The sequence below is a fragment of the Kineothrix alysoides genome, from assembly GCF_000732725.1.
Lineage (GTDB): Bacteria > Bacillota > Clostridia > Lachnospirales > Lachnospiraceae > Kineothrix > Kineothrix alysoides.
This window is the reverse complement of record NZ_JPNB01000001.1, coordinates 1,263,676-1,276,848: the sequence shown is the minus strand read 5'-3', so window position 1 is coordinate 1,276,848 and position 13,173 is coordinate 1,263,676. Positions and strand designations below refer to the sequence as shown.

The following is a 13,173-nucleotide window of genomic DNA, read 5'->3' as shown; positions in this document are numbered from 1 at the left end:
CCATTTGCGCGTTGCGACGCGCACTCAAATCAATAGTTGAATACGCATTTTTATTCAACCTTATATCTCCTGAAATTTTATCTTTTATTTAAATTTATTCACTAAATTATGCGAGCTGAGCCTGAACTGCTGTAAGCGCCACAACGCCCACGATGTCCTGCCACGAGCATCCGCGGGACAGATCGTTTACCGGCCTTGAGATTCCCTGAAGCATTGGTCCGTAGGCTTCTGCCTTTGCCAGCCTCTGTACCAGCTTATAGCCGATATTTCCGCTGTCCAGATTGGGGAAAATAAGGACGTTGGCTTTCCCTGCCACCGGACTGCCCGGTGCTTTCGACTTCGCTACCTGAGGCACCAATGCGGCATCCGCCTGCAATTCGCCGTCCAATATGAGGCTCGGATATTTTTCTCTGGCAATTCTCGTAGCCTCTTCCACCTTATCCACCAGAGGATGCTTTGCGCTTCCCTTTGTAGAATGGGACAACATAGCGATTACCGGCTCCGCTCCCACAAGCTGCCTGAAGCTCGTAGCACTGGAATCCGCAATCGCGGCAAGCTCCTCCGACGTAGGGTCCTGATTGAGCCCGCAATCGGCAAAAAGGAAGGTTCCGTTATCTCCGTATTCACAATCCGGTACATCCAGAATGAAGAAGCCCGATACGAGCTTCACTCCCGGTGCCGTTTTCAATATCTGTAATGCGGGTCGCAAAGTATCCGCTGTGGCATGACATGCTCCGGCAACCATGCCGTCTGCATCGTTAGATTTTACCATCATAACTCCAAAGGTCAGATAATCATTCAAAATAAGCTCTCTCGCCTTCTCCATCGTCATTCCTTTGGATTTTCTTAGTTCATACAGCATCTCTATATACTCTTCCAGCTTCGGCGTCTTTTCCGGATTCACGATCTTGGCACCTCCCAGCTCTACTTCCAGCCATCCGGCACCGTCCATAATCTTCTCTTCGTCACCTATCATAATGATATTCGCAATTCCCTCAGAGATAATATGCGATGCGGCTATCAAGGTCCTTTTATCCGTAGTCTCCGGCAGGACGATCGTCTTTCTGTCGCTTCTCGCTTTTTCTTTAATAATGTCAATATAGGCCATAATCCTATTTCTCCTTTCGAGTAACGTAATAAAAACAAACTCCCCCATTATCACTTAATCTTGTATACAAAAAATTATACAAGATTTATATAATCCATACAAGCAAAAAATTACCCGAAACCTTGCAAATATTGTGCTAAATTGAGTACAAAGCCTTTCCATTGAACTGATTGGCAATTCATGATACTATTTATAAATAAATCTATAAATTTTTAAGGAGCCTATATGAAGACTGCTGGCATCATTGTAGAATATAATCCGTTTCACAACGGTCACAAATATCATATAGAAAAAACAAGGGGACTGACAGGCTGCGATTTTCTCGTGGCCGTTATAAGCGGAAACTATACACAGCGCGGTGTTCCTGCCGTTATCGATAAATATACCCGGACAAAAATGGCCCTGGAAAACGGTGCGGATCTGGTTTTGGAGCTTCCGCTTTTTTATGCCGCAGGAAGCGCTGAATATTTCGCCATGGGCGCCGTTACTCTTTTGGATAAGCTGGGAGTTGTGGACTCCCTATGCTTCGGAAGCGAATGCGCAGACATTCATGTCCTTTCTGAAGTCGCCTCCATCCTTTTGGAGGAGCCCGCCCTTTACCGGAGTATATTACAAGAGAATCTTAAAAAAGGACTTTCCTTTCCTAAGGCGCGAAGCGCTGCTCTTACTGCCTGCCTTCCGGATTCTGCCTGCGCTGAAGCGATCATCTCACCCAACAATATTCTCGGCATCGAATATATAAAAGCCATAGGTAAACGTACAAGTTCCATTCAACCTTATACCATACGAAGAGAAGGATCCGGCTATCACGATGATATGCTCCTGACAGATATACTTGAGGACTCCCCCCCGAAAAGTTCCGCTTCCGCTATCCGACAGTCTATCGATAATGAGGGCGGAATCTCCCGCATCAGAGAACATGTTCCGGAATCGGTATACGAGTTGTTACTCGCTTCCTATCTGAAAAGCTTTCCCATAAAGAGCAATGATTTTTCACTTTTATTAAAATACAAGCTTCTTTTAGAGGAAAATGGGGGATATACGCAGTACGTGGACGTACTTCCCGATTTATCGGATAAAATAAAAAAGAATCTCTATCGATTTGAATGCTTCGAACAGTTCTGCGAACTTTTAAAGTCCAAGGACATGACCTATTCCCGTATAAGCCGCTGCCTTCTCCATATCCTTCTTGATATGAAAAAGGATGAGTTCGCCCATTATGTCGAAACCGACTACATTCATTATGCCAGAATCCTGGGCTTAAAAAAGGATGCCTCGGAGCTTTTGCACGAAATGAAAATCTGCGCCTCCATTCCTCTCGTTTCCAAGCTGGCTGATGCTGCCGCCTCGCTTACTGGCCCCAGTCTTGCCATGCTGCAAAAAGACATCCAGGCATCCCACATTTACGACTCGGTAGCTTCCGGTAAATTCGGCGCCGGCTTCGTAAACGAATATGAAAAACGGATGGTTATCCTCTAACCATCCGTTTCATTTATTATGCCGTTATCTCCTCGAACTGAGATTTATACAATTCCGAATAAAAGCCGTTCTTTTCCAATAGCTCCTCGTGGTTACCCTGCTCGACGATATCGCCGTCCTTCATTACCAATATCACATCCGCATCCCGTATTGTCGATAAGCGGTGAGCGATAACAAAGCTGGTTCTTCCCTTCATCAGGTTGTTCATCGCTTTCTGGATTCGCGCCTCCGTTCTCATATCCACAGAACTTGTGGCCTCATCCAGAATCATAATTTTATTATTTGCAAGGATTGCTCTTGCAATCGTAAGAAGCTGCTTTTGTCCCTGTGATACGTTGCTGGCTTCCTCGTTAAGTTCCATATCATAACCACCGGGCAAAGTCTGGACAAAATGATGAGCATGAGCTGCTTTCGCTGCCGCAATGACCTCCTCGTCCGTAGCATCCAGTCTGCCGTACCGGATATTCTCCATAATCGTTCCTTTAAACAGCCACGTATCCTGAAGTACCATGCCAAAGGCTTTTCTCAGCTCGCTTCTTTCAATTTCCTTTATATCCTGACCATCTACGCGTATCTTTCCGCCATTCACATCATAAAAGCGCATCAGAAGTTTAACCATCGTCGTCTTCCCTGCTCCCGTGGGCCCTACAATCGCCACCTTCTGCCCCGATTTTATCTCGCTGCTGAAATCATGGATAATGATTTTATCCGGCTTATAGCCAAAGCGTACATGCTCAAAGCTTACGCTGCCCTCTACGTTCTCAAGGCTTGCAATATTTCCCTTTTGCTGCTCTTCCTCTTCTTCTCCTAAGAACTCAAATACCCTTTCCGCTGCCGCCGCCATAGACTGAAGCATGTTAGATACCTGTGCCACCTGCGTAATCGGCTGTGTGAAATTCCTTACATATTGTATGAACGCCTGAATATCTCCGATTTCAATGGTTCCCTTTACTACCAGCAAGCTTCCGCTCACTGCCACCGCTACGTATCCCAGATTTCCCACGAAATTCATAATAGGCTGCATCATACCGGAAAAGAACTGGGATTTCCAAGCTGACTGATACAAAACAGTGTTAGTTTCATTGAATTCTTTCAGCGCCTGTTCCTCCCGGTTGAAGGCCTTCACAATATTGTGACCGCTATATATTTCTTCCACCTGCCCGTTGATCTTGCCCAGGTATTTCTGCTGCGCCACAAAATATTTTTGCGAAAATTTCACTACTGCCCCGATGAACGCTCCAGACACCGGAAGAATGACAAAAGCAATCAACGTCATAACAGGGCTGATGCTGAGCATCATAATGAGAATACCGATAATCGTCGTTACTGAGGTAATGAGCTGTGTTACGCTCTGGTTCAAACTCTGTCCCAAGGTATCCACATCGTTAGTAATTCTCGATAATACCTCTCCCACTGTCTTAGATTCGAAATATTCCATGGGCATACGGTCAATTTTCTGGGAAATTTCTTTTCGGAACCGATAACTCAGCTTCTGGGAAATCCCCGTCATGATCAGCCCCTGTATGAACGACAGCAATGCACTGATCGCATAAAGCCCTAGTAACAAAAGCAAAATACGGGCAATTTTCTCGAAATCGATCCCTCCCGTTCCTGCAACCTTTGCCATTACACCGTTAAAAATTTCCGTTATCGCCTTACTCGTTATTTTAGGTCCTATAATATTGAATGCAGTACCTCCTATAGCGAAAATCATAACTGCCAGCAATCCATATTTATAGGCTCCCATATACTGCAAAATCTTCCGGGTAGTTCCTTTAAAGTCCTTCGCCTTTTCTCCCGGCATCATCCCGCCGCCGGGACCATGCATCCCTCTTTGAGGTTTTGAATTATTCTCGCTCATTACAAGGCCCCTCCTCTCAACTCTGCTTCGGACAACTGCGCCTTGGCGATTTCCCGATATGTCTCGCAGGAATTCAGTAATTTCTCATGGGTCCCGATTCCCACTATTTTTCCGTCGTCCAATACGATAATCTGATCCGCATGCAGTATTGTACTGATCCGCTGCGCCACGATGATGACTGTCGTCTCCGTCAGTTTCTCGTGCAGCGCCTTCCTAAGCACCACATCCGTCTTATAATCCAGAGCCGAAAAACTATCGTCGAAAAGACAAATTTTCGGGCGCTTTACGATTGCTCTGGCAATGGACAATCTTTGCTTCTGTCCTCCCGATACGTTAGTTCCGCCTTGAGAAATCTCGCTCTTATAAGTCTCCGGCTTACTGTCTATAAACTCCTGGGCCTGTGAGATTCTGGCCGCTTCTACCATTTCTTCGTCGGTTATGGTATCTCCCGCAAACTTAATATTTGATTCAATATCCCCAGAAAAAAGCACACCCCTTTGCGGAACATAACCTAGCTGACTCCTTAGTTTATGCTGGGATAAATCTCTGATGTCTATACCGTCTATCGTAATTCTTCCCTCCGTCACATCATAAAACCGCGGAACGAGATTGATCAGCGTAGATTTGCCGCAGCCGGTGCTTCCAATAATCGCAGTAGTTTTACCCGGTTCCGCCGTAAAATCGATGTTAGAAAGAGCATCCTCATCCGCTCCCGGATACTTAAAGGATACATTTTCAAAGGAAAGCCTGCCCTTTAATTCTCCGGTTTCCTCATCCTTCACCTCTTCCTTATCGTGAATTGCCGCTTCCGTATGAATAACCTCTTCAATACGCTCTGCAGCCACTCCCGCACGGGGAAGCATGACAGAAATTATCGTTATCATCAAAAACGCCATAACGATCTGCATCGTATAAGTAATAAATGCGAGCAAATCACCCACCTGAAGGTTGCCCATATCGATGCCCTGTGCTCCGAACCAGACGATCGTAACAGTAATTCCGTTCATAATTAACATCATAAGAGGCATCATAAAGGTCATGACCCGATTGGTGAACAACTGGTTTTTCATGAGCTTCACATTAGCTTCATCGAAGCGCTCCTCCTCGAACTCCTCCCTGCCGAACGCGCGAATAACCGGAATACCTGTAAGTATTTCTCTGGAAACGAGATTCAATCTATCAATAAGTGTCTGCATGATCTTGAACTTAGGCATAGCCACAACCATAAGTACTGACACCAGCACGGTAATAGCCGCTACCGCCGCTCCGATAATCCAGCCCATACCGGTTCTCGTACTCGCAACCTTGATCACGCCGCCGATTCCTATGATTGGAGCGTACATCACCATACGCAGTAACATGACGGAAACCATCTGTACCTGTTGAATATCGTTCGTGCTTCTCGTAATCAGGGAAGCCGTAGAGAACTTCTCCATTTCCGTATTAGAGAAGGAAACAACTTTATGAAATACTCTTCCTCTCAGCGTCATTCCTATTTTCGCTGAGACTCTGGATGCGAGAAGGCTGGATAAAATTGCCGTAATCATCATCACTACGGAAAGTCCGAGCATCCTTCCTCCCTTGTTCAGCAGATAATGTGTCTGTATAGAAGCACTGTCCAAGCCCATGGCCTCATATTCCGCCTTCACGAAATTCACTGCCATCTGTGAAACGGCAGCATCTCCCATGTCCTCATAGGCTTCCATTGCTTTGCTCCGGTAATCCAGTACCTGCTCCTTCGTCATCATGCCGCCTTCTATCATAGTCTTCAGCGTGTCGATATCCATTTCTTTCGATTGGGAAAGTGCCGTTAACATCGCCATCGGCACCGCCATGCTCTCATCCAGCGTCTCCACCGTCTGAACATCCGCCGTATTCAGCTCATAATTTCCATCTTCTTTCACACTGTAGGAAGACATCATGAACTCTGCCTCGTTCTCAGGCATGAACAGACTTATGTTTTCCAAAGTTTCTTCCCTTATTTCATCGGGCGCCACATGATCGATACCTCCCTGGCTTATCCCCACGTCTACGATATCCGCCGTATACTGGGGCAGGGTCAGATCACAGTATGCCTGCAGCACCAAAAGAGCTATAATTACCGCTACTGATGCTTTAGACTCGCTTAAATATTTTAATATTTTAAACATGACTGTCTCCTTTTAACTCCTCTTCCATAATATCCTCTAACAAATTGCATAATACGATAAATTCTTTCATATTCTTTTCGCCCATACGTATCACGACTTTGCGCATGACTTCGTCCATCTTTTCCTTACTCTTCCTTTGAGCTTCCTTTCCTTTATCGGTCACATATACGTAGGTATTCCTTCTGTCCGCCTTATCCACATCGCGCCCTGCATATCCCCGTTCCTCCAGCGCTCTTATCATTTTCGATACTGCCGGAGAGGATATATGAAGAGCCTTTGCCAACTCCCATACGTATATTCCTTTTCTGTCATCATTTTCCCTCGAAAAGTGTTCCATCACCATCAGCATTTCGAATTCTCTCTTGGAAATATCGTGAAAAAGGAATTCGTATTTCATCTTCCGAAACCGATTCGCCGTTTTTAATAAGTCCTCCTGCATTTTATTCAGATTCATTTTATAACTGCACCCCTTTCAAAGTCTGAAGACCTTGCCCTCACTCTATAAACTGCAAATACTTAACACAAGCAATTCTTAACCTCGTTATGTATTTAGCATTTAACATAATACTATTATTTACGATGCTATTCAATAAAAAAAATATTAAATAATTATAAATGAAAATAATAAAGAGAAGGATATGAGCCATCCGTTTTTTCAAGCTCTTATATCCTTCCCTGTAAGCAACCTTTTTATCATGTTTATAGACATGTGTCCTCCAAAAACCGAACACCCTTATTCATTCTCTTCCCCCATATCGTAAATAATACAGTTCCTTCCGTGCTCCTTCCCGAAATAAAGTCTGTCGTCCGCAGCCTTAAGCAGCGTATGTATCTCCTCTGTGCTTCCTTCCACCACACCAAAGGTCATCGTTACGTGAATCTCATTTCCCTTGTAATTCACCATTGTTTCCCTAATCTCCTTAAGCAAACATTCCAGCGCTTTCAAGGCCGATGGCAAATCCATATTCTCATATAACAGCAAAAATTCTTCGCCGCCCCATCTTGCAACGCTTCCTTTTCCTTCCACATTTTTTTGGAGCAGGCATGCTATCGCCTTTAGCACCGCATCGCCGCCGGGATGTCCGTGCTGATCGTTCATCTTCTTAAAAAGGTCTATATCGCCTAATACCACTACAAATTTACCGTTTTCCTCTAATGCGCTCCTATGAAGTCGCTCTAACGCCTTCTCTCCGCATCTTCTGTTATCGAGTCCCGTCAGGATGTCCTTCTCCACCAGATCTTTGAAGGATTTCTGCATGGCTACGATATGCCTCGCCATCTCTCCCATCTCATCTCTTCTTACGAGAATGGAGGCATCCATGGAAGACATTAAATCGCCTTCGGATACCCTGTAAAGAAAGTTCTCTATTTTCCGGAAGCCTCTCACCATCTTGCCGGAATAGCTAATGCTCACATAGCCCATGACTATCATAAAGACTGCCGTAAGAAGTACGATGGGCGTTACCATTTCCATTATGTGATTGCGGATTTCCCTCAGAGACTTTGCCACGAATATCATTCCGACCGGTCCGCCGCTTTTATTATAAATCGGCGCATAATAGGCAAAATAAGGAGTGCCTCCGATTTCTATGCCCGTATAAAATTGCTCCTTGCCTTTCTTGAGGACGTCCTCCACTACTCTTTCATCTGCTTTTGTCCCAACGATAGAATTCCCGTCCCTATCCTTTATCGTCGTAACAATCCTCGTATCCATATAAAAAAGGGTAATATCCACACCAAGCTCTTCTTTCAGTCTGTAGATAATCTCATAGTCTCCATTAACCGGATGGTTCCCTTTCATCAAAAAACCGTTTTCCTCATTCGAAAAACGGTAATCGCCGGGATAAAGTTCATCGTACATCGTGACAATAGAAACTCCCAGACCCCGAAGCTCATTTCCCTCCTCGCTATGTATCGTGGAAACGATTCGCAAAGAACTAAACACAGACACCAACACGCCTAAAATCAATAAAGGCAATGCCGATATACCTAACATCGAAACATATACACTTTTTTTCCCCATAATTCTTCTCCGCAAGCGCTTTTATCTTTGGATAATAAAAAAGCAGATAGCGGGAGTCGAACCCGTCTCTCCGGCTTGGGAAGCCGGCGTTCTACCGATGAACCATATCTGCAAAGCATTACATGAGCGTTGTTCACTCATTCACTATATAATGTTTCAGCGCATCCTGAATCGCACTTTCCTGCTCGTTCGTCTCCAGTATACGAAGCTCCAAGGCCTTGGACAAATCCATACTGAAGATTCCCATCACCGACTTCGCATCCACGATATATTTCCCGGAAACCAGATCGAAATAGCCGTTAAACTGCGCCATAATGCTGACAAACTTCTTAACCTCTTCGATGGACTGCAGTCTGATCTTAAAGCTTTTCATCCAAACGACCTCTCTTCTAATCCTATTCTTTCACTTCCTACAACAGTACTATTGTACTCGCCAAAATACATTTTGTACAGCCCTATTTTTGAAAAATCTTTTCTACCAGATATACTCTGTTAAAGGGTATGGAAAAATAATATCCGTCTACGAAATCCTCCGTAAAACCGATAACCTCTTTCGCTATTTCCACGCCGGTCCTCTCCCCTTCTTCTCTTGTCATTTCCGGAAGGAAGCGGGCAATGACCTCCTCCGTCACATTGATTCCTGCCATCTCGTTTTTGATGAACTGGGCATTTCTAAGACTTACCAAAGGCATGATACCGCAAAGAATCTTTGCTTCTGTCTGCTCCTTAACATAGCGGAGCTTCTTCGCTTCCTCAAGGGTAAATACGGGTTGGGTCAGAAAGAATCCGGCTCCCTGCGCCATCTTCTTTTTCACCCTTCCTACTTCCACTTCCAGATTCGGCCTATTGTGATTCAATGCCCCTCCAAATGTCACCGGGTCCTTCGCAAATTCCTCCTGATTCAACTCGCTGACAATTTTCATAAGCCCTACGGAATCAAAATTGAACACACTCTTTACCTCCTGCCGGATTAAGGTCGGCACCGGATCCCCTGTAATCACTAGCATGTTCCTTATTCCATTTATATAAGCGCCAAGAAGCTGTGAGCGCATAGCAATTGCATTCTTATCCCTGCAGCATATATGGGGCATCACGCAAAGTCCTGTTTCCTGCGCCACCTTCATACTCATGAGTATGGAATCCGCACGGGTTCTGCCGGATGGAGAGTCAGGAAACGTAATCACATCCACCTTATGCTCTTTCAAGAAAAAGGCAGCCTCCATCACCTTTTCATCGTCTGCTCCCGGCGGGGGAGAAATCTCTACCGCAATTAGTTTTTCCCCTTTTCCTTTCTCTTTCCAGAAGCTGCTGTTCCCCGGCTGTATTTTCACTTCTTCCGCTCTATGACCCGCCGCTTCCTTTTTCACCTGACGAAGGTCCACAGCTTCCTTTAACAGGCTTATATATTCCGGAGTCGTACCGCAGCAGCCCCCCAGAATATCCACACCTCTTAGAGAAACATCCTTCATCTTACGGGAGAAATATTCCGCATTATCCCTGAATATCATACGATTCTTTATGAGCTTAGGATAGCCTGCGTTGGGCAATGCCGTAATATATTTGCCTTCGGGAAACTCTATTTTATCCAAAATCGTATACAGGTGTCCAGGACCGACGCCGCAGTTGAGTCCTACTGCGTCTATTTGTACCGCTTCTCCTGCTTCCCGCAGCAATCTTCCTGCGCTGATTCCCGCGTTGCTGTAGCCGTGCTGATTCACGCAGAACTGCACGATAACGAATACCTCCCGTTCCTTCTTTACCGCCTCGATAACGGGAAGTATCCGATCCAAATCTGAAAAGGTCTCAAATAAAAGAATATCCGCACCCTCGGATAAAAATGTGTCACAAATAAGCTTGTATTCCCGGAAAATATCCTCCTCCGGAGTCCCTGAATCCATAGGAATGGGGCCGATGTCGCCCGCCAGAAAGCAATCTTCTCCCAGCGTCCTTCCGCTCACAGAAACAGCCTCTAAAGCATTTCTCCAAGCGCAGCGAATATTTTCCTTCACGTCTGATTCGCCGCACTGAAGACTAACTCTATTGGAGGCGAAGGTATTGGTCCTGATAAGGACTGCTCCTGCCTCCAAATAGCTTGCGTGTATCCTTTTTACAAGCTCAGGACGCATTATATTAGCCTTCTCCGGAAGCATCTCCTCCTCCGTAATGGCCGAGAAATAGGTCCCGAAAGCCCCATCGCATATTATTTTCTCATTCTGCAAGTATTGTTGAATCTTCATGTCTTTTCTCCGCGGTATATTTATAATAATCGATTATCTATTTTCATTTACATATATCTGTACTCTGCTTTGGATGATGTCCGCTACTTCCTTAGCGTTCTTTTGCCCTGCAAAATAAGGAGCAGTCTCCTCGGAAATAATGTTGATAAGATTCTGATCGTAGGAGTATGGCTTATCTATCGTCTTTACAACTGCCAGCACTTCATCGATTTCTTCCTGCGTCATAGGCGTAATCGGCATTTCCATACCTCCTACGATATAGGTCTGATCGTACTCCACAATTTTTCCATTTTCATCCTCATAGCTTTGCTTCTTCTTCGCCTTCTCGGACAACGCATCGATGCGCTTCAAGCTAAGCGGCCAGCCATATTCAATAGTATTTTGATAGTCATCGGTCAGGAAATATCTCATAAACTGCCATACGCCGTCCTTGTTCTTCGATTTCGACGACATGACGATGTCCATATTCGGCATGATTGCCGAGCCCTTCCCGTCCGCTGAAGGGAAACCTATAAGGGTGATATCCTCTCCATAAGTTCCTTTTTTCATATAATTGTAACTGGAAAATCCATCCATATAGGAAACGTTTAACAGCACCTCTCCGTTTCTCCACATGCTGTCATAGCTTCTCCAATATTCGTCCGTGTAATAGGAGTCGTCATATTGCTCGGGAAATTGCTTTAAGAACTCCAGTAAGGAAATAAAAGCATCAGAATTGAACTTGCACTCACCGGTCTTCCAGTCGATGAACTGACCTCCTGCCAATTGAATGCTGTAATTCAGCACGCTTCCTCTAATCTCTCCGGCAAACACTTGTGTTCCTTCGGGCTTCGTCGCCATAAGCGCATTCAAGTCTTCCATGGTCCAGCCCGGTTCTGCTCCTACATCCGCCGTCTTTCCTACCACAGTAAAAATCGTGAAGCTCGGCACCATCTGGTACAGCTTGCCATTTGTTTCATATGCGGTAAGTACGTTCTGGAAATAATTGTCGCGTTTTAATTCCTCATCCTTATCAATATACGGATACAAATCTTCGAACAGTCCTTTAGAAATGTAGCTTTCCACCGGAAGGTTCGTATCCAGTATGAGGATATCCGGCACATTGCCGGAGGCGATATCGGTATTTAGCTTGGTAACGCCTCTGGTGTAGTCCTCGTCCGTATTATACTGGGTATAATCCGTTATCCGAATGCGATACTGTTGGTTCGTTTTATTGAACTGCACAATCTGATTGCGGACATCCCAATTAAGACCGTTGCAGGCTAACGTCAGAACCTTTTTATCCATCACATCCTTAGGGTCCACCTTAGTGAACTTCATCAACATAGTACTTCCCGTAAGGTTGTCGTTTATCGTACCGTAAAATTCCTTATCGCTTACTGCCACCAAACTATAAATATAGGAGGTGTTTATGTCGGAATCGATGAAATTCATCAGCTCCGTCACGTTCTCGTCGCCCAGATTGTACCCACTGACACCATAGTTATCCACGAGCATAAGGTCATAGCCTATACCCGGATAATAGCTGTATGACGAGGAAAGACCCGGAAGGAAATACTCTTCCTGTGAAAGCTTGCCGGCGTCCACATCAAGTCTTCTCAGCCCATACTTATTATTCTGCGAACTATAGGAAAGAATCAGGAGATTACCGTCCGCCATCTGTATCGCGTCTCCCATACCTTCCTCTTCCTTCATATCTACGCTCTTTTGCTGCTGTCCCTGTGTATCGTACAGAGTAATCCTGCTGGCACTATCCATAATCGCAATGCGGCCGTCATTTAAAAGCTTCATCCAGCTCACATAATAGTAATCATCCTGCGAATCTCCCTGCAAGGGCTGTCTCCACAGTTCTTTTCCTTCTGTGTCCAGCCTGACCAGATAATAATTATCCTGCAATACATAATTATCCGGGTCGCTGGAATCCTCAAAATATTCATCCATAACCCCGTAGAAATTCCCCGATTCATCTACCGTCAGGTAATTCAGGGATTGGTTCTCCGTAAGGGATATCGTTGTCATTACGGGATCGGAGCCATCCAGATTTTGGCTTACAATATAGGTCTCCCTCCCATTTTCCAGCCAGTTATATCCGATTACATACAGCCTATCTCCCCTCAGGAAAAAACTACTGATAGAATTCTTATCCTCTATGTCATTCAGGGCAACCTCTTCCGCCTTATACACGTGCTCCTTGGAATTCTTTTCCTCCTGCGTACTTCCTCCGCAGGCTGCAAGCGACAATACCATTATACCTGCCAATAAACCTATGATTATTTTCTTCATAACCGTCTCCTCCTTAATTAATGGTATTGCAT

9 protein-coding genes and 1 tRNA gene are annotated in these 13,173 nt (G+C 45.1%); 1 reads left to right on the top strand and 9 read right to left on the bottom strand.

Annotation, left to right across the window (positions count from 1 at the left end; all coding sequences use genetic code 11):
* Nucleotides 1-106: 106 nt before the first annotated feature.
* The gene (pta, locus tag CC90_RS0106005) at nt 107-1,108 is read right to left on the bottom strand and encodes a phosphate acetyltransferase (RefSeq protein WP_031389893.1); all 1,002 of its coding nucleotides are present in this window, start codon (nt 1,106-1,108) and stop codon (nt 107-109) included.
* A 225-nt stretch (nt 1,109-1,333) separates the two neighbouring features.
* Between pta and CC90_RS0106000 the strand changes: the two genes are divergently transcribed.
* Nucleotides 1,334-2,587, top strand: coding sequence for a nucleotidyltransferase (locus tag CC90_RS0106000; protein WP_031389892.1), 1,254 nt, complete (start codon nt 1,334-1,336; stop codon nt 2,585-2,587).
* A 16-nt stretch (nt 2,588-2,603) separates the two neighbouring features.
* Here the strand turns inward: CC90_RS0106000 and CC90_RS0105995 are convergent, their stop codons facing one another.
* The 8 genes from CC90_RS0105995 to CC90_RS0105955 form a co-directional block, all read right to left on the bottom strand.
* Nucleotides 2,604-4,448, bottom strand: a complete 1,845-nt coding sequence (locus tag CC90_RS0105995) for an ABC transporter ATP-binding protein (RefSeq protein ID WP_031389891.1) — start codon at nt 4,446-4,448, stop codon at nt 2,604-2,606.
* A complete protein-coding gene (locus tag CC90_RS0105990; protein WP_031389890.1) occupies nt 4,448-6,598 on the bottom strand; it encodes an ABC transporter ATP-binding protein in 2,151 nt (716 codons plus the stop codon). The genes CC90_RS0105995 and CC90_RS0105990 overlap by 1 nt, the downstream gene beginning before the upstream one ends.
* Nucleotides 6,591-7,052: a MarR family winged helix-turn-helix transcriptional regulator gene (locus tag CC90_RS0105985; RefSeq protein WP_031389889.1), complete on the bottom strand. Its 462-nt coding sequence runs from the start codon at nt 7,050-7,052 to the stop codon at nt 6,591-6,593. Before CC90_RS0105985 ends, CC90_RS0105990 begins: the two co-directional genes overlap by 8 nt.
* 279 nt (nt 7,053-7,331) lie before the next feature.
* Entirely contained in the window at nt 7,332-8,621 is a 1,290-nt protein-coding gene (locus CC90_RS22955; protein ID WP_051869304.1) for a sensor domain-containing diguanylate cyclase, read from the bottom strand.
* Nucleotides 8,622-8,662: 41 nt separating this feature from the next.
* Nucleotides 8,663-8,733: transfer RNA gene (locus CC90_RS0105970), tRNA-Gly, on the bottom strand.
* Between the two features lie 21 nt (nt 8,734-8,754).
* Nucleotides 8,755-8,994 carry an HPr family phosphocarrier protein gene (locus CC90_RS0105965; RefSeq protein ID WP_031389886.1) on the bottom strand — a complete coding sequence of 80 codons (240 nt, stop codon included), beginning with the start codon at nt 8,992-8,994 and terminating at the stop codon, nt 8,755-8,757.
* An 82-nt stretch (nt 8,995-9,076) separates the two neighbouring features.
* Entirely contained in the window at nt 9,077-10,858 is a 1,782-nt protein-coding gene (locus tag CC90_RS0105960) for a bifunctional homocysteine S-methyltransferase/methylenetetrahydrofolate reductase (protein WP_031389885.1), read from the bottom strand.
* Between the two features lie 33 nt (nt 10,859-10,891).
* Complete coding sequence (locus CC90_RS0105955) at nt 10,892-13,141, bottom strand: ABC transporter substrate-binding protein (RefSeq protein ID WP_031389884.1); 2,250 nt, start codon at nt 13,139-13,141, stop codon at nt 10,892-10,894.
* Nucleotides 13,142-13,173: the final 32 nt, after the last annotated feature.

Bases quoted from the DNA above. Each gene is read 5' to 3' on its own strand.
- pta (WP_031389893.1), bottom strand. From the start codon at position 1,108: ATGGCCTATATTGACATTATTAAAGAAAAAGCGAGAAGCGACAGAAAG.
- CC90_RS0106000 (WP_031389892.1), top strand. From the start codon at position 1,334: ATGAAGACTGCTGGCATCATTGTAGAATATAATCCGTTTCACAACGGT.
- CC90_RS0105995 (WP_031389891.1), bottom strand. From the start codon at position 4,448: ATGAGCGAGAATAATTCAAAACCTCAAAGAGGGATGCATGGTCCCGGC.
- CC90_RS0105990 (WP_031389890.1), bottom strand. From the start codon at position 6,598: ATGTTTAAAATATTAAAATATTTAAGCGAGTCTAAAGCATCAGTAGCG.
- CC90_RS0105985 (WP_031389889.1), bottom strand. From the start codon at position 7,052: ATGAATCTGAATAAAATGCAGGAGGACTTATTAAAAACGGCGAATCGG.
- CC90_RS22955 (WP_051869304.1), bottom strand. From the start codon at position 8,621: ATGGGGAAAAAAAGTGTATATGTTTCGATGTTAGGTATATCGGCATTG.
- CC90_RS0105965 (WP_031389886.1), bottom strand. From the start codon at position 8,994: ATGAAAAGCTTTAAGATCAGACTGCAGTCCATCGAAGAGGTTAAGAAG.
- CC90_RS0105960 (WP_031389885.1), bottom strand. From the start codon at position 10,858: ATGAAGATTCAACAATACTTGCAGAATGAGAAAATAATATGCGATGGG.
- CC90_RS0105955 (WP_031389884.1), bottom strand. From the start codon at position 13,141: ATGAAGAAAATAATCATAGGTTTATTGGCAGGTATAATGGTATTGTCG.